Annotated in this window: 18 protein-coding genes and 1 pseudogene; 9 read left to right on the top strand and 10 right to left on the bottom strand. The window is 69.2% G+C overall.

Translation table 11 applies throughout. The annotated features are described in order from the left end of the window. Positions 1 to 20: 20 nt before the first annotated feature. The gene (gene fliW, locus ZRA01_RS13750; protein ID WP_141353153.1) at positions 21 to 446 is read right to left on the bottom strand and encodes a flagellar assembly protein FliW; all 426 of its coding nucleotides are present in this window, start codon (positions 444 to 446) and stop codon (positions 21 to 23) included. A gap of 380 nt (positions 447 to 826) precedes the next feature. On the opposite strand from fliW, the gene ZRA01_RS13745 reads away from it, so the two are divergent. Then, a complete protein-coding gene (locus ZRA01_RS13745; RefSeq protein ID WP_141353151.1) occupies positions 827 to 1,618 on the top strand; it encodes a PEP-CTERM sorting domain-containing protein in 792 nt (263 codons plus the stop codon). A 369-nt stretch (positions 1,619 to 1,987) separates the two neighbouring features. Here ZRA01_RS13745 and ZRA01_RS13740 read toward each other — a convergent pair whose 3' ends face one another. Next, positions 1,988 to 3,574 (bottom strand): DEAD/DEAH box helicase, encoded by a 1,587-nt coding sequence (locus ZRA01_RS13740; RefSeq protein ID WP_141353149.1) that lies wholly within the window; start codon positions 3,572 to 3,574, stop codon positions 1,988 to 1,990. A 398-nt stretch (positions 3,575 to 3,972) separates the two neighbouring features. Between ZRA01_RS13740 and ypfJ the strand changes: the two genes are divergently transcribed. Beyond that, positions 3,973 to 4,836 carry a KPN_02809 family neutral zinc metallopeptidase gene (gene ypfJ / locus ZRA01_RS13735; RefSeq protein ID WP_141353147.1) on the top strand — a complete coding sequence of 288 codons (864 nt, stop codon included), beginning with the start codon at positions 3,973 to 3,975 and terminating at the stop codon, positions 4,834 to 4,836. A gap of 60 nt (positions 4,837 to 4,896) precedes the next feature. Here the strand turns inward: ypfJ and ZRA01_RS13730 are convergent, their stop codons facing one another. From ZRA01_RS13730 to ZRA01_RS13705, 6 genes are all read right to left on the bottom strand, one after another. After that, entirely contained in the window at positions 4,897 to 5,469 is a 573-nt protein-coding gene (locus ZRA01_RS13730) for a hypothetical protein (RefSeq protein WP_141353145.1), read from the bottom strand. A gap of 132 nt (positions 5,470 to 5,601) precedes the next feature. After that, a complete protein-coding gene (locus ZRA01_RS13725; protein ID WP_141353143.1) occupies positions 5,602 to 6,075 on the bottom strand; it encodes a VOC family protein in 474 nt (157 codons plus the stop codon). A 115-nt stretch (positions 6,076 to 6,190) separates the two neighbouring features. Further along, the gene (locus ZRA01_RS13720; protein WP_141353141.1) at positions 6,191 to 6,919 is read right to left on the bottom strand and encodes a response regulator transcription factor; all 729 of its coding nucleotides are present in this window, start codon (positions 6,917 to 6,919) and stop codon (positions 6,191 to 6,193) included. Further along, positions 6,916 to 8,967 carry a PAS-domain containing protein gene (locus ZRA01_RS13715; protein ID WP_141353139.1) on the bottom strand — a complete coding sequence of 684 codons (2,052 nt, stop codon included), beginning with the start codon at positions 8,965 to 8,967 and terminating at the stop codon, positions 6,916 to 6,918. Before ZRA01_RS13715 ends, ZRA01_RS13720 begins: the two co-directional genes overlap by 4 nt. Beyond that, the gene (locus ZRA01_RS13710) at positions 8,964 to 11,069 is read right to left on the bottom strand and encodes a putative bifunctional diguanylate cyclase/phosphodiesterase (RefSeq protein ID WP_141353137.1); all 2,106 of its coding nucleotides are present in this window, start codon (positions 11,067 to 11,069) and stop codon (positions 8,964 to 8,966) included. The genes ZRA01_RS13715 and ZRA01_RS13710 overlap by 4 nt, the downstream gene beginning before the upstream one ends. 11 nt (positions 11,070 to 11,080) lie before the next feature. After that, on the bottom strand, positions 11,081 to 12,103 hold the full coding sequence (locus ZRA01_RS13705) for an AraC family transcriptional regulator (RefSeq protein ID WP_141353192.1): 1,023 nt from the start codon (positions 12,101 to 12,103) through the stop codon (positions 11,081 to 11,083). A 405-nt stretch (positions 12,104 to 12,508) separates the two neighbouring features. Between ZRA01_RS13705 and icmF the strand changes: the two genes are divergently transcribed. From icmF to ZRA01_RS13680, 5 genes are all read left to right on the top strand, one after another. Further along, positions 12,509 to 15,775, top strand: coding sequence for a fused isobutyryl-CoA mutase/GTPase IcmF (gene icmF, locus ZRA01_RS13700; protein ID WP_141353135.1), 3,267 nt, complete (start codon positions 12,509 to 12,511; stop codon positions 15,773 to 15,775). Between the two features lie 207 nt (positions 15,776 to 15,982). Further along, the gene (locus ZRA01_RS13695; RefSeq protein WP_141353133.1) at positions 15,983 to 16,213 is read left to right on the top strand and encodes a hypothetical protein; all 231 of its coding nucleotides are present in this window, start codon (positions 15,983 to 15,985) and stop codon (positions 16,211 to 16,213) included. A 216-nt stretch (positions 16,214 to 16,429) separates the two neighbouring features. Continuing rightward, a complete protein-coding gene (locus tag ZRA01_RS13690; protein WP_170182980.1) occupies positions 16,430 to 16,969 on the top strand; it encodes a M15 family metallopeptidase in 540 nt (179 codons plus the stop codon). Between the two features lie 208 nt (positions 16,970 to 17,177). After that, on the top strand, positions 17,178 to 18,563 hold the full coding sequence (locus ZRA01_RS13685) for a TRAFs-binding domain-containing protein (protein WP_174851621.1): 1,386 nt from the start codon (positions 17,178 to 17,180) through the stop codon (positions 18,561 to 18,563). Positions 18,564 to 18,698: 135 nt separating this feature from the next. Beyond that, the gene (locus ZRA01_RS13680; protein ID WP_141353128.1) at positions 18,699 to 19,250 is read left to right on the top strand and encodes a hypothetical protein; all 552 of its coding nucleotides are present in this window, start codon (positions 18,699 to 18,701) and stop codon (positions 19,248 to 19,250) included. A 29-nt stretch (positions 19,251 to 19,279) separates the two neighbouring features. Here ZRA01_RS13680 and ZRA01_RS20875 read toward each other — a convergent pair whose 3' ends face one another. Together ZRA01_RS20875 and ZRA01_RS13670 are read right to left on the bottom strand one after the other, a co-directional pair. Beyond that, a complete protein-coding gene (locus ZRA01_RS20875) occupies positions 19,280 to 20,890 on the bottom strand; it encodes a CHASE domain-containing protein (protein WP_141353126.1) in 1,611 nt (536 codons plus the stop codon). Between the two features lie 293 nt (positions 20,891 to 21,183). Continuing rightward, a complete protein-coding gene (locus ZRA01_RS13670; protein WP_141353124.1) occupies positions 21,184 to 21,399 on the bottom strand; it encodes a VF530 family protein in 216 nt (71 codons plus the stop codon). Between the two features lie 128 nt (positions 21,400 to 21,527). Here ZRA01_RS13670 and ZRA01_RS13665 point away from each other — a divergent pair, with 128 nt between their 5' ends. Together ZRA01_RS13665 and ZRA01_RS13660 are read left to right on the top strand one after the other, a co-directional pair. Then, the gene (locus ZRA01_RS13665; protein ID WP_141353122.1) at positions 21,528 to 21,914 is read left to right on the top strand and encodes a hypothetical protein; all 387 of its coding nucleotides are present in this window, start codon (positions 21,528 to 21,530) and stop codon (positions 21,912 to 21,914) included. A 187-nt stretch (positions 21,915 to 22,101) separates the two neighbouring features. After that, a pseudogene (locus ZRA01_RS13660) lies at positions 22,102 to 22,696 on the top strand (TolC family protein); the annotation flags it as partial.

Raw genomic sequence — 22,696 nt, 5'->3', positions numbered from 1 at the left:
TTGTGGTGGCGGTGGGCCGTTCAGCCCACGGCCTTCAGCGTGACGCTGGTGTCGACCTTGCCGATGATCTTCTGCAGGCCGCGGCGGGTGGCAGTGTTGATGACTAGCGGGGCCATCACGTTGGCGTGCACCGGGTTGTCGCCGTCGCGGCGGACGATCAGCAGCACGCTCACGTCGGCCGGGTCGGTGAGCTGCAGGTCGTCGACTTCGGCGTCGCTGAGGACGAACTCGTAGTTGAGGCCGAGGATGTCGGGGGTGGTGACGGTGAAGCCGACGTCGGCGTCGTCGAGGCTCTGGAGCATGAACAGCTGGGGAGCGTCGTTGCCTTCGGCGTGCAGCAGGGCGAACTGCCGGCAGGCTTCGAAACCGGGCAGGCCGGCCGGGAAGGTTATGACACGTTCGGGCGAGACTTCGATTTCGCCGACGACGGGGCTGCTGATCTTCATGGTTTCTCCCTTGAATGAGCGCGGGCAGGAACGGACTTCCCGCCTCTGGATGCTTAAAGACATCATAGTCTGCGCCGGGCGGAGGTGCCCGTCGGAAGTAAGGGGGTTTTTGCCGGCTTTCCCGGCCGGCCGGCTCTGCCCCGCAGCGGCCCACGCCGGGAGCTCAATGCTCCGCGCAAGACCCGCAGCCGTGTTGCGGGCCGTGAGCCCAGATCTGTCGAGGTTTTTTACAAATAGTGTTTCCGGGTGGCCCAGTCACCACTATAAGTATTTGTTATTTTTTACAAAAACAAAAAAGGTTCGATTTTTGCTTAAGGTGATGCGGACTGCGCATTCACTGCAGTTGTTCACCTCACCCAAGCATCGGGAGTGCAAACCAAATGACAAGCTTCAAAGTGAAATCGATCGTCGCCGTGGCCGCCCTTGCTGCGGCTGCCTCCGCCTCCGCGGGCGAAATCCTCATCGTCTCGGGGCTCTCCGGTTCCAGTGAAATCAGCACGACCACCGAAGTACTCGACAACCTGAAGAGCTTGCACACTGCGGTGGGCAACAACGTCACCGTATCGGATCTCCTGCCCGCCGACCTGTCCGGTTTCAAGCAGGTCTGGGATATCCGCTTCGACCAGGCGCTCAACGCCGCTGCCCAGTCCGAGTACACGAGCTTCCTGCAGGCGGGCGGCGGTCTGTTCCTGATGGGCGAGAACGCCGGCTTCATGAGCCGTAACGATTCGATCCTGAGCCTGATCTCCAGCCTGGGTGGCGGCACGATCGGCTTCACCACTTGCGACAGCTATCAAGTGGTCAATGCGCCGTTCAATGGGCCGAATGCGGTGAACGCCGTTGGCTTTCTGGCGCCGGGTTGCTTCGATAGCAACGGAACGGGCCAGTGGATCAGCTCGACGCCTTCCGGCGGCAACATCCTGGGTTCGGGCATCGCCTTTGGCGTCGGCTCCCTCTCCGGCGCGATGACGGGTGCGCTCACCAGCATTCTCGACGTGAATTTCATGCAGGGCGTGTACGATCAACCCGCGTCGCAGAACCTCACCAAGAACCTGATCGGTTTTGTCGGGGGTCAGGTTGACCCCGTCAACCCGGTCCCCGAGCCTGGCACGCTGATGCTGGCAGGCCTGGCCGCTGTCGGTGCGCTGGCTTCGCGCCGCAAGGCTGCCTGAGCTTCCGGTCCGGCATTTCGGTCATCCCGAAAGGGCGCTGCGAGAGTGCAGTAGGCGCCGAAAGCGCCGAGGGCGGGCGCCGCGGCCAGGAATCAGCGGGCGAGGCGGCCTCGGAAGTGGTGAGATGGAAACCGCCGGATACGTGATCCGTATGTTCGGCGGTGGGGGCGGACGGCGGGGAGGCACCCCGCTTCCTGCCCGATTGCGTCTGGTACGTGCGATGCGGGCTGTCGGTCGTCCTGAATGGCGTGTGCGCCAGGGGCGGGGTGACAGACACACCCGGCCCACAAAAAGCAACGCCCCCGGGGAGCCGGGGGCGTTTGCATTGATGGACGCCAGAGGCGTCCTGGCTGCGTCTGGCGCTACCGATCAGCGGTCGCGGTTGAAGGTGCGGCCGGCGCGGGGCTTGCCGCCGGTGCCTTCGCTGCGGCCGCCGCCGAAGCCGCTGCCCGAGGTGTGGTGGGTCGAGCTACGCTTGGCCACGTGGGGGAACTCGGTGCGGTGCTCCGGGTGACGCGGACGCTCGGAGAACTCGCCGGTGCGCTTCTCGGCGAAATCACGACGGCCTTCAAAGCGGCCCTCGGTGCGTGCTTCGCTGCGGCCGGCCCAGGGGCTGGCCGGGCGGCCTTCGCCACGGCTGGCGTCGGAATCGCCGAAGCTGCGGCGGGGTTCGCGGTCGAAGCGGCTGCCACCGTTGTTGCCGTGGCCGCTGGACGGACGCTTGTCGCCGAAGCGGCCGCCACCGTTGCCGAAGCTGCGGCCGCCGTCGCGGCGCGGGCCACCGCCACCCGGGCGACGGTCGTCGGCGGGCATGGTGCTGCGGGCCTCGAGGCCGGGCAGGGTGTGCACGGCCAGCGGCTGGCGGGTGTAGCGTTCGATGGCGCGCAGCAGGCGCACGTCACGGCGCTCGGCCAGGCTGATGGCGATGCCGCTGGAGCCGCCGCGGCCGGTGCGGCCGATGCGGTGCACGTAGTCGGCGGCAACCTTGGGCAGGTCGTAGTTGATGACGTGGCTGATGGTGCGCACGTCGATGCCGCGGGCGGCCACGTCGGTGGCGATCAGCACGCGCAGGTGGCCACGACGCAGCTGGTCGAGGGTGCGGGTACGCATGCGCTGGTTCATGTCGCCGTGGAGGGCGGCCACCGAATGGCCCTGGCTCTCGAGGTTCAGGGTGAGGGCATCGGCGTCACGCTTGGTGGCGGTGAACACGATGGCCTGTTCGACGCCCACGTCGCGCAGGATGCCGTCGAGGAGGCGGTTTTTATGGCCGATGTCGTCGGCCACCAGCAGGCGCTGCTCGATGTTCTCGTGGCGGCTTTCGGCCGAGTTGATCTCGATGCGCTCCGGGTCTTTCAGCATGCGTTGCATCATGCGGGCGACCTGGCCGTCGAGGGTGGCCGAGAAGAACAGGGTCTGGCGGTTGGCCGGCAGCTTGGCGACGATGGCTTCGATGTCATCGACGAAGCCCATGTCGAGCATGCGGTCGGCTTCGTCGAGGATCAGGATCTCGAGGCGGCCGAAGTCGATGCGGCCGCTGTTCATCTGGTCCATCAGACGGCCGGGGGTGGCCACCAGGATTTCGTAGGGGCTGGACAGCAGCTTGTTCTGCACCGGGTAGGGCATGCCGCCGACGACGCTGACGGCCTTGGCGTGGCGCAGGTTCTTGCCGTAGCCCTTGCAGGCGTCGGTGACCTGGACGGCCAGTTCGCGGGTCGGGGTGAGCACCAGCACGCGGGGGCCGCGAGCCTTGATGGTCGGCTCGGTGGTCAGGCGCTGCAGCGAGGGCAGCATGAAGGCGGCCGTCTTGCCGGAGCCGGTCTGGCTCGACACGACGAGATCCTTGCCAGCGAGGGCGGCGGGGATGGCGGCCAGCTGAACGGGGGTCGGGGTGGTGTAGCCGGCGTCGTTGACGGCTTTGACGATGTGCTCGGAAAGACCGAGGTTTGCGAAATCCATTTCGCTTCCTTATCTGGTATTGCGGATGCGGTGCCCGCGAAGAAAAACGGCAACGCGTCGCGGCGCAACGCTGCGCGCGACAATATGGCTGCCTGACTGGCATATCGGCACTAACCGATCAGGACAACCTCACGTCGAATACGGGAGATAAGAAGGCTAGGGACGATCTGACTCGGTGCGAACCGCTTTGCACCGGACTGCGGACTATAGCCATAAAGCTCCGGTAGCACAAGGAAAATGTTGCAGCGCAAAAACGCCGGCTCCGGGCTTATGTCAGGTGATTTCCTTCGGGCCGGCCCCCTGCGAGGGTGACAAACATCGCGCCCGGGTTTTGATTCAAACTCCGCGCTGTGGCGGGCAGGTGTGCCAGGGCCGACTCTTCAGCGAAAGGATTCTTCATGCGATTCGACAACAGCCGGGAAAGCAGCAACGTCGAGGACCGCCGCGGTGGCGGAGGCGGTGGCCTGCCGGTCGGCGGGCGCAGCATCGGCCTGGGCACCATCGTGCTGGCGCTGGTGGCGATGTATTTCGGGGTCGATCCGAGCGTGGTCCTCAACCAGACGGCGGTGGCGCCGTCGCGGGTCGAGCAGGCCCGCCCGGCCGCGGCGCCGGCCAACGACGCCGAGAGCAAGTTCGTGCGCCACGTGCTGGCCGAGACCGAGGACACCTGGCAGCAGATCTTCCGCCAGAACGGCAAGCAGTACGCGGAGCCGACCCTGGTGCTGTTCACCGGAGCGACGCGCACGGCCTGCGGCGTCGGCCAGGCGGCGATGGGGCCGTTCTACTGCCCGGCTGACCAGAAGGTGTATATCGACCTGGCCTTCTACCAGGAGCTCAGGAGCCGTTTCAACGCGCCGGGCGACTTCGCTCAGGCCTATGTGATCGCCCACGAGGTGGGCCACCACGTGCAGAACCTGCTGGGCATCTCCGACAAGGTGCAGGCCGCGCGCCAGCGGGCCGGCGAGCGGCAGGCCAACGAGCTGTCGGTGCGCCTCGAGTTGCAGGCCGACTGCCTGGCCGGCGTGTGGGCCAAGAACGCCGATGCGGCCCGCGGCATCCTCGAGGCCGGCGACGTGGAGGAGGCGCTCCGCGCGGCCTCGGCGATCGGCGATGACACGCTGCAGAAGCAGGCCCAGGGCTACGCGGTGCCCGACAGCTTCACCCACGGCTCGGCCGAGCAGCGGGTGCGCTGGTTCAAGCGCGGGATGGACGCGGGCCAGCTGGCGGCGTGCAACACCTTCCAGGGGCGCGGCAGCTTGTGATCGCCGGCCGCCAGCCTCCCGCGGCTGGCGGGCTGGGCGGAGCCCGGCCCCTGGGCTTACTCACAGCGTCCACACCACGTTGGCGTCGTCGGTCGGCTGGCTGCCGGTCATGGTGCCCAGATGGCGCAGCACAGACAGGGCGCAGGTGATCCGGCTGCTGCCGATCTGCTTGCCCAGGTTGGCGTCCATGCCGGTGGCGCCCTTGTAGGCGGTGAGGCTGCCCTTCAGGCCGACCGCGCTCATTTCGGTGGCGAGCTTGGAGCCGAAGCTGTGGGCCAGGGGCGTGATGTTGTTGGCGCCGAAGCAGGCGAGCAGCCGGTAGTTGATCTGCTGGCCGTAGTGGTCGGCGAGACAGGCGCGGATGGCCTGCGCGAACACGGTGGGCGACCACTGGACGATAGTGCCGTCCTTCTTGCGCCAGGCGACCTCGTCGGTGGACCATTTCTTTCCGTGGGCCGCCAGCACCAGGGTGTCGTTGGCCTGGACCTGGTTCCAGCTGACGTTTTCATGGCCCACGAAGCCGACGCTGCCGTCGGCGTGGGGCAGGATCTTGCCGTGGGCCGGGATGCTCCGGCAATAGACGTCGTGGTTCCAGTCGGAGTCGTCGAAGGGAACCCAGAAGAAGGTGGTCATGGCACGCCTTTCGGAGTTAAACGGATCCTATGCCTCGATTTCATTAAAGGCGGCGTCGTGGGCAGCGGCAAGGCGCGGCGCAAATGAAAACCCCCGGCCGGGCCGGGGGCGTGGAGCCGCGTGGGGGCGGGATCAGCCGGCCAGCTTGGCGAAGGCGTCGACGACTTCGGGCGGCGCCTGGACGAGCTCGATCAGCACGCCTTCGCCGCCGATCGGGAACTCTTCATTGCCCTTGGGGTGCAGGAAGGTGATGTCGAAGCCGGCCGCGCCCTTGCGGATGCCGCCCGGCGCAAAGCGCACGCCGTTGGCGCTGAGCCACTCGACGCACTTGGGCAGGTCGTCCACCCACAGGCCGACGTGGTTGAGCGGGGTGGTGTGCACGGCGGGCTTCTTCTCGGGGTCGAGGGGCTGCATCAGGTCGACCTCGACCTTGAACGGGCCCTTGCCCATGGCGGTGATGTCCTCGTCCACGTTCTCGCGCTCGGAGACGAAGTTGCCGGTGACCTCGAGGCCGAACATGTCGACCCACAGGGTGCGCAGGCGCTCCTTGGACGGGCCGCCGATGGCGATCTGCTGCACGCCGAGGATCTTGAATGGTCTGGTCATGTGTGTTGCTCCCTCTTTGTAAGAACCCGGATTTTACCGGGGCCCGAAGAGCGTGGGCAAAGTGTCGGCCCACTCCCCCCGCAGCCCACTCCCCATTTCCCATTCCCCAGCCTCGTCACCCCGTCATCCACTCCACCGTGCCGCACAGCAGGTAGCCGGCGCCGTATACCGTCTTGATGATCTTCGGGTCCTGCGGGTCGTCCTCGAGCTTGCGGCGCAGGCGCGAGATGCGAACGTCGATGCTGCGGTCGAAGGGGTCGAGCTCCCGTTCGCCGATCAGCTGCTCGCGGGTCAGGATCTTGTTGGGGCGCTTGAGCAGGCTCTGCAGCAGCGCGGCCTCGGCGGCCGACAGCGACACTTCGCGCCCGTCGTCGTGGGTGAGTCTCAGGCGCCCGATGTCGAAGTGCCAGCCGGCGAAGCGCGCGGCGCCGGGGCCGTCGGCTTCGGGGGGCGGGGCGGCCTTCTGGTAGCGGCGCAGGATGGAGCGCACCCGGGCGACGAGCTCGCGGGGCTCGAAGGGCTTGACGAGGTAGTCGTCGGCGCCGAGCTCGAGGCCCAGCACCCGGTCGGTGAGGCCGTCGCGGCCGGTGAGGATGAGGGCCGCGCAGGGGTGTTGCTCCTGCAGCAGGCGCAGCACCTGCAGGCCGTCCATGTCGGGCAGGCCGAGGTCGAGGATGGCCAGCTCGGGCTGCACCTTGCGGGCGCGGGCCAGCAGGGCCCGGCCGGTGCCGAAGGTTTCGCTGCGGAAGCCGTATTCGGCGAGGCTGGTGGCGATGAGGCGGGCGATGTCGGGCTCGTCCTCGACGATGAAGACGAGGGGGCTGTCCGTGTCGGGGGTGCTCATGGGCAGGGGCTCTCCGGATCGGCGGGTGGGTTGAAGGCGGCGAGGGCGGCGGCGAGGGCGGCGCGGTCGAAGGGTTTGCGCAGGGTCGGCACGTCGGGGGTGGCGGCGGGGGCCGGGCCGGTGGCGTAGCCGGTGATCAGCAGGATCGGCAGCGCCGGCCGCAGCTGGCGGGCGAAGGCGGCCAGCTCACGGCCGCCGAGGCCGGGCATCACGGTGTCGGAGACGAGGATGGCGATGTCGTCGACGGCTTCCAGCATGGCCCTGGCCTCGAGGCCGTTGGCGGCTTCGAGCACCGGGTGGCCGAGCTCGGTGAGCTGCAGCCGGATGACCTTGCGCACCTCGGGTTCGTCCTCGACCAGCAGCACCAGCCGGTTGCCGTTGGCGGTGACCGGCGGGGCTTCGGCCACCGGGGCCGGCGGGGCCGGGCGGGCGTCGGTCATCGGCAGGATGAAGCGCACGTTGGTGCCCTTGCCCGGGGTGCTGAGGATGCGGATGTTGCCGCCCGACTGGCGGATGAAGCCGTACACCATCGACAGCCCCAGCCCGCTGCCGGTGCCGAAGCTCTTGGTGGTGAAGAAGGGCTCGAAGACCCGCGACAGGATCTCGGGGGCGATGCCGCCGCCGCTGTCGGAGACGTCGAACTGCACGTAGTCGCCGGCGGGCACCTCGACCAGCAGGGCCAGGCTGGCCGACACATGGCTGCGGGCCACGCCGATGCCCAGGTGGCCGCCGTCGGGCATCGCGTCGCGGGCGTTGATGGCGAGGTTGAGGAGGGCGTTCTCGAGCTGGTGCGGGTCGACCAGGGCGTAGAGCTTTTCGGTGGGCAGGTCGAGCTGCATCGTGATGCGCTCGGTGAGGGAGCGCGCCAGCAGCGGTGTCATGTCGTGCACCAGGGCGCCCACCTCGACGGGGCAGGGGGCGAGCGGCTGCTGGCGCGAAAAGGTGAGCAGGCGGCGGATCAGCTCGGTGCCGCGGCGGGCGGCCGACAGGGCCGGGTCGAGGTAGTCCTCGAAGCCCTGGTGGGCGGGGAGCTTGTCCTTCAGCGCGGCCAGGTTGCCGGTGATGATGGTGAGCAGGTTGTTGAAGTCGTGGGCGAGGCCGCCGGTGAGCTGGCCGACGGCTTCCATCTTCTGGGCCTGGATCAGCACCGCCTGGCTGGCCTTCTGCTCGGTGATGTCGATGGAGAGCACGAAGAAGCCCTGCACGCCGCCGGCCTCGGAGGCCTCGGGGACCACCGCGCTGCGGGCGTGCAGCAGCTGGCCGGCGGCGTTGGTGCGGGAGTATTCGTAGCTCACCTGTTCGCCGCCGTAGGCCTGCTCCAGGTGCGGCTGGACCTGGGCGTAGGCGTCGGGGCCGACCACCTCGAGGATGCTCCGGCCGGCGATGCGCTGCTGGTCGAGGCCGAACCAGTCGGCGTAGCCCCGGTTGGCGAAGCGGTAGCGCTGGCCGGCGTCCACATAGGCGACCATCGCCGGGATGGTGTCGAGGATGCGGCGCAGGCGCTGCTCGCTGCGGGTGAGCTGGCCGGCCACGTTGTCGAGGCGGGTCTTGGCGGCTTCGAGCTCGGCGGTGCGGCCGCGCACGCGGGTTTCCAGCTCGGCGTTCTGGCTCTCGATGAGCTGCTCGTAGCGGCGCTGCTCGGTGATGTCGGTCCACACCGTGACGAAGCCCAGGTTGGGGATCGGCACGCCGCGGATCGACAGCACCTGGCCGTTGGGCCGGGTGCGCTCGGCGTTGTGGGGCTGGAAGGCGCGCACCGCGGCCATGCGCTCGGCTACCAGGCGCTCGACCTCGGTCGGGTTGCGGGTGCCGCCGCTGTATTCGCCACGCTGGACGTTGAAGCGCACGAACTCCTCGAAGGGCGTGCCGACCCGCACCAGCGACTCGGGGAAGTCGAGCAGGCGCAGCATGGCCTTGTTCCAGGTGACCAGCTTGGGGGTGGCGTCGAATACCGCGATGGCCTGGTCGAGGAGGTCGAAGCCGGCCAGCAGGAGGTCGTAGCGGCGCAGCTCTTCCGGGGTCCCAGCGCGGGGGGCGGCGGGGGTCATCGTGGCTCGGTCGCCAGGTAGGCGAAGAAGGCGTCTTCGGGGAGGGGCGGCGAGAACAGGTAGCCCTGGCCGAAGTCGCAGCCGGCGTCGGCGAGGCGCTGGCGCTGGGCGTCGGTCTCGATGCCTTCGGCGACCACGTTGATGTCGAGCTTGTGGGCCATGGCGATGATGGCCTCTGCGATGGCCAGGTCGCTCGGGTCGGTGGTGAGGTCGCGAACGAAGGAGCGGTCGATCTTGAGGGTGTCGATGTCCATCCGCTTGAGGTAGGACATGGCCGAGTAGCCGGTGCCGAAGTCGTCGATGGCGATCTGGATGCCGGCCGCGGCGAGGCGGGTGAGCTGGGCGGTGACGGCCGGGTGTTCGTCGAGGAGCAGGCCCTCGGTGATCTCGACGGCGATGCAGCGGCCGGGCAGCCCGAGGGCGTCGACCCGCTGCAGCAGCACGTCGAGGGACGAGCCCTTGGCGAACTGGCGCGGCGAGGCGTTGATGGTGATCTGCTGCGGGCTGAGCTCGGCCGCGTCGGCGGGCCACAGCGTGCGCCAGCGCTGGATGGTGGCGGTGGCCTGTTCGAACACCCAGCTGCCGATGGCGTCGATGAGGCCGAGCTCCTCTGCCACCGGGATGAACTCGCCTGGCGGGATGTTGCCGCGCTCCGGGTGGGCCCAGCGCAGCAGGGCCTCGGCCTTGCGGACCCGCCCGCTCGCCAGGTGCAGGATAGGCTGGTAGTGGAGCGACAGCTCACCCCGGGCGAGGGCCTTGCGCAGGTCCTTGCCCAGCTGCAGGTGCTGCATCGCGCGCTGCTGCATTGCCGGCGAGAAGTAGCTGAAGCGGTTGCGCCCCCCGGCCTTGGCGGCATACATGGCCTGGTCGGCGTTGCGCAGGATGTCGGCCGGGGTCTCGGCGTCCTGGGGGCACAGGGTGATGCCGATGCTGGCCGACACGTAGCCGATGTCGGTGCCGAGCTGGAAGGGCTGGCACAGGGCGTCGATGATGCCCTCGGCGATGCGCTCGATGGGCGCCCGCTCGGAGAGGCCCGGCAGCAGCACCGTGAACTCGTCGCCGCCCTGGCGCGCCACGGTGTCGGATTCACGCACGCAGGCGACGATGCGCCGGGCCGCCTCGACGAGCAGGCGGTCGCCGGCCTCGTGGCCGAGGGTGTCGTTGATCTCCTTGAAGCGGTCGAGGTCGATGAACAGTACGGCCACGCAGTCGCAGGTGCGCTGGGCGCGCTTGAGCGTCTCGGTGAGGCGGTCGCCGAGCAGGCGGCGGTTGGGCAGACCGGTGAGCGGGTCGTAGTTGGCCTGCATCCAGATGAGGGCTTCGCTCCGCTTGCGCTCGGTGATGTCGGTGATGACGCCCACCAGGCCGCCCACGCTGCCGTCGGCCTTGAGGTAGGTGGCCTTGTTGAAGATCACGTCGTGGGCCACGCCATCGGCCGCCGGGACGTTGGCCTCATAGGTCTGCACCCCGGGAGTGTCGAACAGGGCCTGGTCGGCAGCGTGGTAGCGGGTGGCCGCGGCCGGTGCGTAGAGCTCGAACACGGTGCGCCCGATGATCTCGTCGCGGGGGCGGCCGACGAAGACTTCGAAGGCCTTGTTGCAGCCGAGGTAGCGGCCGTGTTCGTCCTTGTGGAAGAGCGGGCTGGGGATCGCCTCGACCAGCTGACTCACGAAGTTGAGCTGCTCCCGGGCGGCGCGCTCGGCGGCCCGGCGGCCCGTGATGTCCACGATCATGCCGATGATGGCTGGCCGCCCGCCGAACTCGGTGCGCATGCCGAAGACTTCCGCCTCGATCGGGGTGCCGTCGGCGCGCTCGACGCGGAAGCTGTAGTGGGCGGCCTCGCTGCGCCCATCGATGCGGTCGGCGACGGCGCGGCGCATCGTCTCGCGGTCGCGGGCGTCGATCAGGTCGTCGGGGCCGAGCTGGCGGCAGATCTCCTCCTGGGAGCGGCCCAGGATCTCGGCAAAGCGCGGGCTGACGTAGCGGAAGAGGTCGTCCTGGATGATGTAGACGCCCACCAGCGCGTTGCGCAGCAGGCCCAGGAACAGCCCGTCCGCTTCACGGATCAGGTCTTCGGAGAGGGGGGGGAGGACGGTCGGCATGGGGTGGGGGCTCAGGGGCGCTCGGCCGGCGTGGGCGGCAGGCCGCCGGCGAGCTGGCGGCGGTAGCGTTCGGGCGACATGCCCGTCCAGCCGGTGAAGGCGCGGTAGAAGGCCGAGGTGTCGGCGTAGCCCAGGTCGGCGGCGACCCGGGCGATGGAGTGGCCGGTCTTGGTGAGCCGTGACAGGGCCAGGTCGCGGCGCAGGGCCTCCTTGATGGTGCGAAAGCTCGAGCCCTCCTCGTCGAGGCGGCGGTGCAGGGTGCGCGGCGACATGTGGAGCTGCGCAGCCACGTCGTCCTGGGACAGGCTGGCCGGCAGCGCGTGGCGGATCAGGTCGCGGACCCGGGTGACGGTAGCGCGGTCGCGCCGGTAGAGCATGCTGATGCGCCCCGGCGCGCCGTCGAGGAAGCTGGCCAGCGCGGCCTCGTCACGGCGGATCGGCAGCTCGAGCAAGGTGGCGTTGAAGCGGGCGGTGAGCACCCGGCCGCCGATGAAGGCGGAGCGCTCGGTATATACAAGGGCGTAGTCGTCGGCGTGGGCCGGCCGGGCGAAGGGGAAATCCACCGAATCGAGCGCCAGCCCGCGCCCGACCAGCCAGCACGACAGGCTGTGGATGAGCCGCAGCAGCCACTCGAAGGCGAACACCCGGCCTGGCGCGTCGGCGGCGTCGGCCAGGGCGCGGGTTTCGGTGATGCGGAGTTCGGCGTGGTGGCCGGAGCGCCAGATGCTCACCGCCAGGTCGGGCAGCACGATCGCGAGGAAGCGCCGGGCGCGGTCGAGGCCCTCGGCGAGGCTGGGCGCGCCGAGCATGCCGCGGCACAAAAACTCGAAGCTGCCCGGCGGCATGCGCTGGGCGAACAGGCCGAAGCCCTCGTCGTCGAGCTCGGTGATGACCCGGTTGTAGAGCGTGGCGTAGCGGTCGAGGGGCACGCGGCGGGCGGGGTCGGCCGGGTCGATGTCGAGCCCGGCCAGCAGCGGGGCGGGGTCGAGGGCGTGGCGCTGCAGCCCCGCCACCATGCCGGTCACGAAACCCATGGAGACGGTGGCGCGGGGGCGAGGGCTGGACAAGGGCGGCTCCGGTGGTGAGAGGGCCGGCGGGGTGGCGGCGGAGCGCTGCGCGCCGCTGGCTATGGTGGCGGATTCTGCACGAGTCGGCGCCGCCTGGGTAGACGGTGGCGCTGCGGCGGCGGCCACCGGCAAGGCCCGGCCGGCGGGGCGCCGGCTTTGGGCGGAGCCTTCAGCCGGGCTGGCTGGGGTAAGGTTTTCGCCCGTCGGGCACGGGGCGCCGAGAATGTTGCGGTGCAGCGTCGGATGGCCCGGCTGGCGTCGATTGTACGCTTGGCTGAATTTGCACGATCTTAGTCGACAAGGACAGTGGAAAAGAATGAGCCCAGCTTCTACCATTACGGGATTCAATCAACATGATGTGGGGGAGACACCATGACCGACCTGAGCGTTGCCAAGAAACTCGTCGCTTACAAGCCCAAGAACAAGGTGCGTTTCGTTACCGCTGCGGCGCTTTTCGACGGCCACGATGCGTCGATCAACATCATGCGGCGGATTCTCCAATCCACCGGCTCCGAGGTCATCCACCTCGGGCACAACCGCTCGGTAGGCGAGATCGTCAATGCCGCGCTGCAGGAAGACGTGCAGGGCATTGCGATCACGTCCTACCAGGGTGGGCACGTTGAGTTCTTCAAGTACATGATCGACCTGCTGCGCGAGAACGGCGGCGAGAACATCAAGGTCTTCGGTGGCGGCGGCGGCGTGATCGTGCCGGCCGAGATCAAGGAACTCCACGACTACGGCGTCACCCGCATCTACTCGCCCGAAGACGGCGCGACGATGGGCCTGCAGGGCATGATCAACGACCTCGTCGAGCGCTGTGACATCGACCTGTCGGCCACCGGCCCGCAGGGCACCGACGCCGTGCTGGCGGCCCTCAAGTCGGGCGACCGCCGGGCGCTGGCCACCATCATCACCGGCCTCGAGAACGGCGCCTACGCCGACGACGTCAAGGCCGCGCTGATCGAGGCCGCCAAGGGCCTCAAGGTGCCGGCCCTCGGCATCACCGGCACCGGCGGCGCCGGCAAGTCCAGCCTCACCGACGAGCTGGTGCGCCGTTTCCGCCTCGACCAGGGCGACGCGCTCAAGCTGGCCATCATCTCGATCGACCCGTCCCGCAAGCGCACCGGCGGCGCGCTGCTGGGCGACCGCATCCGCATGAACGCCATCGAGCACCCGAACATCTTCATGCGCTCGCTGGCCACCCGCGACACCGGCAAGGAAGTCTCCGCCGCGCTGCCCGAAGTCATCGCCGCCACCCGCCTGGCCGGCTTCGACATGATCATCGTCGAGACCTCCGGCATCGGCCAGGGCGACGCGGCGATCGTGCCCTTCGTCGATGTGTCGCTGTACGTGATGACCCCCGAGTTCGGCGCTGCCAGCCAGCTCGAAAAGATCGACATGCTCGACTTCGCCGATTTCGTGGCCATCAACAAGTTCGACCGCAAGGGCGCCGAAGACGCGCTGCGCGACGTGCGCAAGCAATACCAGCGCAACCGCGAGCTGTTCAACACCAACACCGACGAGATGCCGGTGTTCGGCACCATGGCCGCCCGCTTCAACGACGACGGCGTCACCGCGCTGTTCCAGGCCATCGCCCCGGCGCTGGTGGCCAAGGGCCTCAAGCTCGGCAAGCCGCGCCTGCCGCTGGTGGCGGTGAAGGCCTCCAGCCGCGGCCGCGCCATCGTGCCGGCCGAGCGCACCCGCTACCTGGCCGAGATAGCCGAGGCGGTGCGTGGCTACCACAAGCACACCCTCGAGCAGTCCCGCATCGCCCGCGAGCGCCAGGCCCTGCGCATCTCCAAGAAGCTCTTTGAAGGCTGCAACAAGGGCGCCGGCGATTTTGCCGAGCTGATCGACTGGAAGGACGGCGAGCTCACCGGCACCTCCAAGAAGCTCCTCGACATGTGGCCGAAGACCGTCGAGCTGTACGCGGCCGACGAATACGTGGTGAAGATCCGCGACAAGGAAATCCGCACCAAGCTCACCTCCGAGTCCCTCTCCGGCAGCAAGATCCGCAAGGTGTCGCTGCCCACCTACGAGGACGAAGGCGAGATCCTGCGCTTCCTGATGAAGGAAAACGTCCCCGGCTCCTTCCCCTACACCGCCGGCGTGTTCGCCTTCAAGCGCGAAGGTGAAGACCCCACCCGCATGTTCGCCGGCGAAGGCGACGCCTTCCGCACCAACCGCCGCTTCAAGAAGGTCTCCGAGGGCATGCCCGCGCATCGCCTCTCCACCGCCTTCGACTCGGTCACGCTGTACGGTTGCGACCCCGACCCGCGTCCGGACATCTACGGCAAGATCGGCAACTCCGGCGTCAGCATCGCCACCCTCGACGACATGAAGGTGCTCTACGACGGCTTCGACCTGGTCAACCCGACCACCTCGGTGTCGATGACCATCAACGGCCCGGCGCCGATCATCCTGGCGATGTTCTTCAACACCGCCCTCGAGCAGCAGCTGGCCAAGTTCAAGGCCCAGAACGGCCGCGACGCCACCGACGACGAATACCAGAAAATCCGCGAATGGGTGCTCGCCACCGTGCGTGGCACCGTGCAGGCCGACATCCTCAAGGAAGACCAGGGCCAGAACACCTGCATCTTCAGCACCGAGTTCGCGCTCAAGATGATGGGCGACATCCAGGAGTTCTTTGTGCACAACAAGGTGCAGAACTTCTACTCGGTGTCGATCTCCGGCTATCACATCGCCGAAGCCGGCGCCAACCCGATCAGCCAGCTCGCCTTCACGCTCTCCAACGGCTTCACCTATGTTGAAAGCTACCTGGCCCGCGGCATGCACATCGACGACTTCGCGCCCAACCTGAGCTTCTTCTTCAGCAACGGCATGGACCCGGAATACTCGGTGATCGGCCGCGTCGCCCGTCGCATCTGGGCGGTGGCGATGAAGAACAAGTACGGCGCCAACGAGCGCAGCCAGAAGCTCAAGTACCACGTGCAGACGTCCGGCCGCTCGCTCCACGCCCAGGAGATGGACTTCAACGACATCCGCACCACGCTGCAGGCCCTGATCGCCATCTACGACAACTGCAACTCGCTGCACACCAACGCCTACGACGAGGCGATCACCACGCCGACCGAAGAGTCCGTGCGCCGTGCGATGGCGATCCAGCTCATCATCAACCGCGAATGGGGCCTCGCGAAAAACGAGAACCCCAACCAGGGTGCCTTCATCATCGACGAGCTCACCGACCTGGTCGAAGAGGCGGTGCTCAAGGAGTTCGAGGCCATCAGCTCCCGCGGCGGCGTGCTCGGCGCCATGGAAACCGGCTTCCAGCGCGGCAAGATCCAGGAAGAGTCGCTCTACTACGAGCACAAGAAGCACGACGGCTCCTACCCGATCATCGGCGTCAACACCTTCCTCAACCCGAAGGGCATGGCCCAGCAGGACATCGAACTGGCCCGCTCCTCCGAGGATGAAAAGCAGAGCCAGCTGGCCCGCCTCGCCGACTTCCACGCCCGCAACGCCGCCGAAGCACCCGAGTGGCTGGCCAAGCTCAAGCAGACGGTCATCGAGAACGGCAACGTGTTCGCGGTGCTCGTCGATGCGGTGAAGTACTGCTCGCTGGGCCAGATCACCACCGCGCTGTACGACGTGGGCGGCCAGTACCGCCGCAGCATGTAACACGCCCCGGGCCCCCGCGAGGGGGATGGCCGGGCAACACGGGCGGCGCCGCAAGGCGCCGCTTTGCATTTTGGGGTGGGGCGGGTGATGCCCGCTTCCGGGCACGGCCTGGCGGAGTGGGGAGGCTCCCCCTGCCGGGTGCATCCCGGCACCAGCGGTGGTGTCGAAGGCCTCGCGCGGCCTCACATGTTCCATCGCAGGCCTGCGATGCTTCTCGTCGAGCCTGCGACCATCGATAACAGGCGTGTGATCATCGATAACAAGCTTGCGACCTTCGACAACAGCCCTGCGACCTTCGATAACAAGCCTGCGACTATCGATAACAGGTCTGCGATCGATCATTCCATAGTAAAAACCCTTTATCGCAGACGTGCGATGAAGGGTTTTTACTATGATGAAAGCCTTCGCAGGCCTGCAACTCATGGTTTCATAGTGTGAACCCTTGATAACAGGCGTGCGATGAAGGGTTCTTACTATGATGAGAGCCTTTGCACGCTTGCAAAGGGTCTCGTCAGCGTGCCCTGGGCCTCGCGCCGGGGGTGCCGGCGGGGCGCTGGTCGGTCAGGCGCCGCCGCGCAGGCAGAGCGCCGGCCCGCGGTCTATCCTGAAGGACGACCGACCCACCCGTCCGGACATGCTCCAAGGAGAGACACCATGGCTGCCGACCTCACGCTGCTCGTCCCCACCTTCCGGCCCAGGCTCGAGACGCTCCTCGCCAACTGCCGCGCCCGCGGTGTCGAGATGCGGCCCTACATGGGCCTGCGCACGCCCCTGGAGCAGGCCAAGCTGTGGCGCCAGTCCCGCTCGCGGGAGCAGATCGACGCCAAGGTCGCCCAGCTGCACGCCGCGGGGGCCGATTACCTGGCCGACTGCATCGTGCGCGTCGGGCCGCAGAACGGCGACCCGGTGACCAACGCGGTGCCGGGCCTGTCGTGGCACCAGTGGGGCGAGGCGGCAGACTGCTTCTGGGTGGTCAAGGGCGATGCCGAGTGGTCCACCAAGCGCCTCGTCAATGGCCTGAACGGCTACCGGGTGATGGCCGAAGAGGCCAAGAAGCTGGGTCTCGACCCGGGCGGGCTGTGGCGGAAGTTTCCCGACTGGCCCCACGTCCAGCTGCGCCCCGAGCCGAGCCCGCTGGGTCGCATGACGCTGAAGGAAATCAGCGCCGAGATGCAGCGGCGCTTCAAGAGGTGAGCCCGTGAGCCCCGCCCGGCGCTGGCCGTCTCGAGCCATGGCACACCGAGGCGGCGCGCCGTCGTGATGTGCCCCGCCTGAGCACCCGCAGGGTTCCGCCCCGCCCGCCCGGCAATGCTCGCACCCCTGCCCACCGCCAGGGCCCAGGGGCCGCAAGGCGCGCGGTGGCCGGAGAGAACGGCGTGAATGTCGTGCCATCCATCTACCCATGACGCTGCTGGCCAAGCCCCTCTGTGCTGTCCTGATGCCCTCCGGCAGCAAACGCCTGCCTTCCGGCCAGGCGGTGGATTTCGATGCCCTCTACACCAGCCTGATCGAGCCGGGCATCGTGGCCGCGTGCATGACGCCGCTGCGCGCCGACGCGGAGGCCGGCGGCGGCATCCACGCGCCCCTGCACGAGCGGCTGCTCCTGTGCGATTACGCGGTGGCCGACCTGACCTGCGGCAGCGCCGCTGCCTTCTACCAGCTCGGCCTGCGCGATGGCCTGCGCCCGGCGACGACGGTGACGCTGGTCGGCGAGGCCAGCCCGCTGCCCCTGGCCCCGGCGTCGCCGGGTGCCATCCCCTACGCTCCCGCGCCGCCGGAGATGATCCGCTACGCCCTGGCGGCGGACGGCCGCCCCGCCGATGCCGCCGCTGGCGCCGAGGCGCTCACCCGCGCGCTCGGCGCGCTGCGCCGGCTCCGGTTCCGCCCGCTGTTCCAGCTTATCGAGGGCCCTGTCGCGCCGGACATCGCCCGCCTCAAGACCGACCTTTTCCGCGAGCAGGCCCGCTATGCGCCGGACGCCCGCCAGGCGCTGGCGGCGGCCCGGCAGGGGGGCCGGGAGGCGGTGCGGGCGGTGGCAGCCGGGCTGGGCGAGGTGTCCGTCGCCGAGCCCGGCGTGGTGATCGACCTGCTGCTGTCCCTGCGCGCGGTGGGCGACTGGCAGGGCATGGTCGACGTCGTTGGCCAGATGGGCGCGCCGCTGGCCCGCAGCACGCTGGTGCAGGAGCAATACGGCCTCGCCCTCAACCGCCTGGGGCGCGCCGACGAGGCCGGGCGGGTGCTCGAGGAGGTCATCGCCACCCGCGGCCCGAGCAGCGAGACCAACGGCCTCCTCGGCCGGGTTTATAAGGATCGCTGGGGTGCCGCCCGGCAGGCCGGCCGCCCGCTCGAAGCCCGCGGCTGGCTGGGCAAGGCCATCGCCGCCTACCTGCAGGGCTTCGAGGCCGACTGGCGGGACGCCTTCCCGGGCATCAACGCCGTCACCCTGATGGAGCTCGCCAGCCCGCCGGACCCGCGCCGCGTCGAGCTCGTGCCGCTGGTTGCCTACGCGGTGAAGCGCCGCATCGCCCGGGGCGCGCCCGACTACTGGGATCACGCCAGCCTCGTCGAGCTGGCCGTGCTGGCCCGGGACGAGGCGGCCGCCAGGCTCGCCGCTGCCGACGCCCTGGCCTCCGTGCGCGAACCATGGGAGCCCGCCTCCACCGCCCGCAACCTGGGCCTGATCCGCGAGGCCCGCGCCGCCCGCGGCGAGGGGCTGCCCTGGGCCGACGCCATTGAGGCGGCGCTGCGGGCCCGGGCGCAGGCCTTGGCGCCGGTGGTGCAAACGTGAGCAAATTGACGCCAGGCCGCGCAATCATCCGGCGTCGAGCCGGCAGACTGCGGTCATAATGGGCGCCTGACTGAGCCTGCCCGGCCATGGCCGCGATTGCGCGAGCGAGGCCGCGGGGGCGTTTCGAGTGAAGGAATGATGAAGAGCCAGAACCCCATGTCGCCGGCCGCGCCGGCATTCCGTGCCCGTCAGGGGCAATTGTTCCGGGCCGCAGCACTGGCCGTCGCCCTGGCCGTGCCTGCCGGCGTGGTGGTGGCCGACCCCACCCCGGCCGAGGCACCTCCGGTGACGGCCGCCGAGGCACCGGCCGCCAGGCCCGCCCTGCCGGAGCTGAAGCTGGAGGGGCTGCCCGCCAACGTCCATTCGGTCACCCTGGTCGGGCGCTGGTCTGAAAAGCGGGAGAGCGGCGTCTATCGGATGATCGTCGTGAAGGGCAGCAACGACGAGCTGGCGACCCGGGTTGTCGTGCAGTGGATCCGCGTCAAGACCGGCGAGCAGCCGGCCATCGTGGCGTCGCGGGAGATCGAGGCCTTCAACGAATATATCGGCATGGCGATGGTGCCCACCTGGCGTGACCTGAGCCTCAACCGCCTCCAGGTGATGGCCGACATCCGCATGCCGGACGGGCAGCGCAAGCGGGTCCGCGTGCTGGTCACCACGCCGGGCGAGTTCTCCGACCCGGTCTGACCCCCCTGCGGCTAGGCCGGGCCGCCCGGTCAGGCCTCGTCGGCAAAGAACAGGCGGTCGCGCCCCGCGTCCTTCGCCTGGTACATGGCCGTGTCGGCGCATTTCATCAGGCTCACCTCGTCGCCCGCGTGCTCCGGAAAGATGCAGATGCCGATCGACGCCGAGATGTCGATCTGGTGGGGCCCGATCTGGAAGGGCAGGGCGATGGAGGTGCGAATGCGCTCGGCCACCTGGCGGGCGTCGTCGCGGCTGTCGATGTGGGGCAGCAGCACCACGAACTCGTCGCCACCGACGCGTGCCAGGGTGTCGGATTCCCGCAGGCACTCGCGCATGCGCTCCGTTGCGGCGATCAGCAGGCTGTCACCCACCGCGTGGCCGCAGGCGTCGTTCACCGGCTTGAAGTGGTCCAGATCGACGAACATCAGCGCCGCCCGGCTGCGCTCCCGGCGCGCCCGGGCCAGGGCCGCCTGCAGCCGGTCGGAGAACAGGGCCCGGTTGGGCAGCTGGGTGAGGGGGTCGTGCTGGGCCATGTGGCGCATGTACTCCTCCCGCTCGCGCAGCTCGCGGGTCATCGCCTGGGCCCGGGCGAAGGCGCGGGCGCGGCCGGTGACCAGCTGCCACGTGAACAAGGCCAGCAGCAGGCTTACGCAGACCCCCGCCCCGGCGATGATGCGCGCCGGTTTGTTGCTCTGCCCCAGCTCGAAGGCGGGCGTCGAGCGCACCTGCAAGGCCCAGCGGTGCTGGGGGAATTCGATGTGCTTGATGGCCGTGAAGCGGGGCAGGGGGCTGTCGGCCTCGGGTTCGGAGTCGAACATCAGCCGCTCGGCCAGCGCCTCGGGGCCGTCGTAGATGCGCAGCGCGATGCCCGGTGAGCCCTCGCCGGGCATGCTGGCGATCAGGTCGGCGAGCCGAAAGGCGATGTGCACCCACCCGTAAACGGCGGCCTGGCGGCTGGCCGGGGTGTCGTCGGGCTGCCCGCGGGTGTAGAGCGCCAGGTACATCGCGAAGGCCGGCTTGTTGTGCGGTGCGTCGAGCCGCAGGGCGATCCGTGAGGTGATCGCGATGCCCCCCGAATCGCGTGCCTGGAGCATGGCCTTGCGGCGCAGCGGGTCGGCGTACAGGTTGTGCCCCAGGGCCGCCCGGTTGCCGGGGGTCGGCGGCGCGATGTAGGTGACCGGCGCCACCGGGCCGCTGCCGTCGCCCGGCCGGATCGCGTAGTCCGCGTCACCGAGGGCGCGCCGGGTGGCCACGTGGCCGGGGATCTGCCCGGCGGGCAGCAGCGGCGTGAAGGCCATTAGCTGCAGCCCGGAGGGCGCCGAGCCGCCCATCAGCGCGCTCACGAAACTCTGGAAGTCGTCGCGACTGACCGCGTCCGAGGCCTCGAAAAGCCCGCGCGCCGCCCGCAGCATCTGCTCGTAGCTGGCGATGCGCTCCTCGATGCGGCTCACCGACTGGCGCACGCTGAAGTCGAAGTCGGTCTGCATCCGGGCCTCCGCGGCCTGATTCTCGTGATGCCACAGCCAGCCCGTCAGAGCCAGCGACAGCAGCCCGACGAGCAAGGGCAGCCGCAGGTTGCGGAGCCGGGACGGGCCCGGCGGCGGCACGGGCCAGGTTGGCTGCGATGTCTCGGGGTCGGTCACGACTAAGCCTCGCCCCGTCGGGCCGAAGCCGATGAACCCGCCACCGCCATCACGGGCGGCGTGCGGCCTGGGGCAGGTAACTGCAGCAAGATGAAGGTTCTCACGCGGGCATCTCCCTCAACCTGCCCCGGCGGTCAGGGCCGGGGCGGCCCGGTTGCTTTGGCGCCCCGGGCGGGCGCTGCCCGGTTGCTACGGCGCCCCGGGCGGGCGCCTGTCAAGGAAACGCAGGGCCGCCTCATTTCCTTGGCCCCCACCACGGGTGCGGGCTGGGTGGAGCCCGGCCCTGGCGGTACTCAGGTCATCTCACGCCGATACAAGGCTTCGACCTGCTCCCGTGCCCACGGCGTGCGGCGCAAAAACTTGAGGCTCGATTTGATGCTGGGCTCGTTCTGGAAGCAGCGGATATCGATTACCGCGGCCAGGCTGTCCCAGCCAAAACGTGCCACCAGCTCGGTGAGCATGCGTTCGAGGGTGATGCCGTGGAGCGGGTTGTTGGCTTGCGGGTTCATCAGGGTTCAGGGTTTGCGTGTCGATGGGAACTTTGGACCACTTTGTCGACTCTGCCAAGGGCTTGTGGCAAGCTCCGCCTGGTTTTTCGCTGGCACCCTCCAATCACTCCGCGCCCTCGACCACCCGCATGTTGCGTCGTATCGTCCTGCTGCTGCTCGTTTTCGTGCTGCCCGCCCAGGCGCTGGCGGGCGCGTTCGTGCATGTGTGCCGGCACGACCTCGCCGCCGCAGCACCGGCGATCCAGGCCGCCCCCGCAGGCGGGCACGAGCACTGCCCGATGAGCGTCGACGCCGCTGGCCCCGCCGCCATGCCGGACGCCGCCCCTGCCGACCCCGGCGCCCAGCCCTGCGACGACTGCGGCGGTTGTCACCAGGCCGCCTACTCCCTGCCCGCGTTGCCGGCGCCGCTGGTCACGCCCGACTTCTCCTCCGTGAAGCTCACCGGCCCCACCGCGCCGGTCTCGAGCCGTGTCCCGGCCCTGCCGGACCGCCCACCAAACACTGCCGCCGCCTGACGCGGACGGCAGCTCCCCCTTTCCGGTAGCCCCGTAACGCGGGCCGCGGCCCAGCGCCGCGGGCCCTGCCGTCCGCATGCCTCCCCTTGTCTGCCTTTGAGCGCCCCCAGGGCCGTGCTCCGCCCAGCCTGCCCCCCATGGGGGCAAGGAAACTTGGGGCGGCCCTGCGTTTCCTTGAGAGGATGTCATGCGACGCCTGCTCGCCCCGCTATTGTTTCTCTGCGCCGTCTCCGCCCAGGCGCAGCACCCGCCCGCCAACCTGTCGGAGCTCGTCGATGCCGCCTGGCAGCGCGAGCCCCGCGCCCGCCTGCTCGACGCCCGCCGCGCCGAACTCGCGGCCCTCGCCGAAGTCGCCGCCGGCAGCCTGCCCGGCCCCGGCACGGTTGGCATCTCCCACCGCAACGACCGCCTGCAGAGCGACCGTGGCCGCCTCGAATGGGAGCTGGAATACGCCCAGCCCCTGTGGTTGCCCGGCCAGGCCGAGGCCCGCCGCCAGGAGGCCGACACCGCCCTGCGGGCCCTGGCAGCCGAGCGTGCCGCGCTGCGCCTGGGGCTCGCCCGCAGCCTGAGCGGCGAGCTCCTCGCCTGGCAGTCGGCGCGGGTCGGGCTGCGGCTTGCCGAAGGGCGGCTGACCCTGGCCCGGGCTTTGTCCGACGACCTGGCGCGGCGCCTGCTGGCCGGCGAAGCCCCGCGCTTCGACGCCAACCTGGCCGAATCCGAGCGCCTCGCCGCCGAAGCCCAGTTGGCCGAGCAGGGCCTGCTGGTGGCCGAGGCCGCCCGCC

The sequence above is a fragment of the Zoogloea ramigera genome, from assembly GCF_006539865.1.
Lineage (GTDB): Bacteria > Pseudomonadota > Gammaproteobacteria > Burkholderiales > Rhodocyclaceae > Zoogloea > Zoogloea ramigera.
This window is presented reverse-complemented; position numbering and strand designations above follow the sequence as displayed.